This window comes from Streptomyces pathocidini (assembly GCF_001418495.1).
Classification (GTDB): Bacteria; Actinomycetota; Actinomycetes; order Streptomycetales; family Streptomycetaceae; genus Streptomyces; species Streptomyces pathocidini.
Genome location: NZ_LIQY01000668.1, coordinates 1 through 1,746, shown reverse-complemented (window position 1 = coordinate 1,746; position 1,746 = coordinate 1). Strand labels below are relative to the sequence as shown.

The 1,746-nt window shown below is 79.4% G+C and carries 1 protein-coding gene; it reads right to left on the bottom strand.

The annotated features are described in order from the left end of the window. Positions 1-1,620 (bottom strand): winged helix-turn-helix domain-containing protein (locus AOK16_RS24285; protein WP_478072685.1); only part of this gene is annotated, 1,620 nt, incomplete at its 3' end. Positions 1,621-1,746 lie beyond the last annotated feature (126 nt).

Below are 1,746 nucleotides of genomic sequence, written 5' to 3'. Positions count from 1 at the left end.
CGCGGCGACGGCGCCGACCAGGCGGGCGCCGAACTCCACCGTGGGGTCCACCCGTCCGTGCACCGACCGCACGGACTGCCGGGCCAGCCGGGACCAGCGCTCGGCCGGATCGCGCTCGGTCAGCTGGAGTTCGGCCCAGGCCACGGCCTCGTACGCGGGGGCGCACAGGGCGGCGCCCTCCCAGCCGCGCGCCCGCGCGAAGTCCGCGGCGGCCTCTCCGAGCCGCACGGCCCGGGTGTTGCGGCACTCCGCGGCGGCCACCGCGGCCAGGCAGCTCAGGCACTGGGCGGTCAGGTGGTCCAGGCCGCGCCGCCGGGCGATGGCGAGCGCCGCCGTCAAGTCGGCCTTGCCTTGGGTTAGTTGGCCGAGCTCCATGTGGACGATGCCGCGGTCGGCGAGGGCGAGCGCCGCGAGGTCGTCGCCGCCGTCCCTGTCCGCCGCCTCCGGAATCCGCAGCCCTTCCGCGAGGCGCAGCGCCTCCGGCAGGCTGCCGGCGAGCCGGGCGCGCTCCAGGCGCACGATCCGGCGCAGGGCGCGTACGCCGGAGTCGCGGGGGTGCGGGTCGGCGCGGGTGGACAGGGCGAGGTAGCGGCTGCCGTTGTCCAGGTCGCCGGTGTCCAGCCGGGCCAGCGCCGCGGCCAGCAGGAGCCCGGGCTCGGACTCCAATGCGGGCTCGGGCAGTTCGGCCAGCAGACGGCGTACGGTACGGCCCTGGCCCGCGGTGACCATGCGCGTGACGTGCCGGTCCAGCAGGGCCGATACGCGGTGGGGGTCGGGCACGGCGACGGCGTGCCGCAGGGCCTCGGCGGGCCGCTCCCGCGCCGCGAACCAGTCGGCCGCGGCGCCGTGCAGCCGGGGCACCTCGGCGGGCCGGGTGCGGCGCAGCTCCGCGTACAGGTGGGCGCGCAGCAGCGGGTGGCAGCGGTGCCAGGGGGAGCCGGGGGCCTCGCGGGCCACCGGGGCGCCGGTCCTGAGCAGCCGGTCGAGGGCGGCGGCCGCGTCGTCGCGGCCGGTCAGCGCGTTGGCCAGGTCTGCGTCCAGCCGTTCGCAGACGCTGGTGCGCAGCAGGAACTCCCGCTCCGCGGGCGGGGAGCGGGAGAGCACCTCGCCCACCAGGTAGTCGGCGACCCCCCGGTCGTCCCCGTCGAACCCGGCGGCGTACGCGCCCGGGTCCGGCGCCGACCGGAGCGCCACGGCGGCCAGTTGGAGCGCGGCGGGCCAGCCCTCGGTGTGGCGCAGCAGCGCGGCCAGCTCGCGCGGCCCGAGCTCCGTCCCGTGCCGGCGCAGCAGTACGGCGGCCTCGTCCGCGGTGAACCGCAGCGCGTCCCCGCGCAGCTCCCGCAGCGCACCCGCGAGCCGGAGCCGGTAGAGCGCCACGGGCGGCTCGCCGCGCCCGCTCAGCACCACCCGCGGGCCGCCGGGCGGCCGGTCCAGCAGCCGCTCCAGCTCGCCCAGGGCAGCCGCGGAGGTCACCACTTCGAGACCGTCGAGGACGAGGGTGATGGGGAGCGATGCCTGGGCCCGCTCCGGCGATGCCTGGGCCCGCTCTGTGGTTCCCGCGGCTTCGCCGCTACCGGGCGCACCCGCGAGGCCGCCGGGCGACGCGCCGGTCCACTCCACGGCTCCTGCGGCTTCCGTCCGCCCGGGGTCCGGCCGAGCGGACCCCTGCCGCGGGTGCGGCGCAGGGTCACCGGGGGACCGGGTCGCGGGGACCGGGCCGCCGCCGGGCGGGCGGGCCGCGGCCCG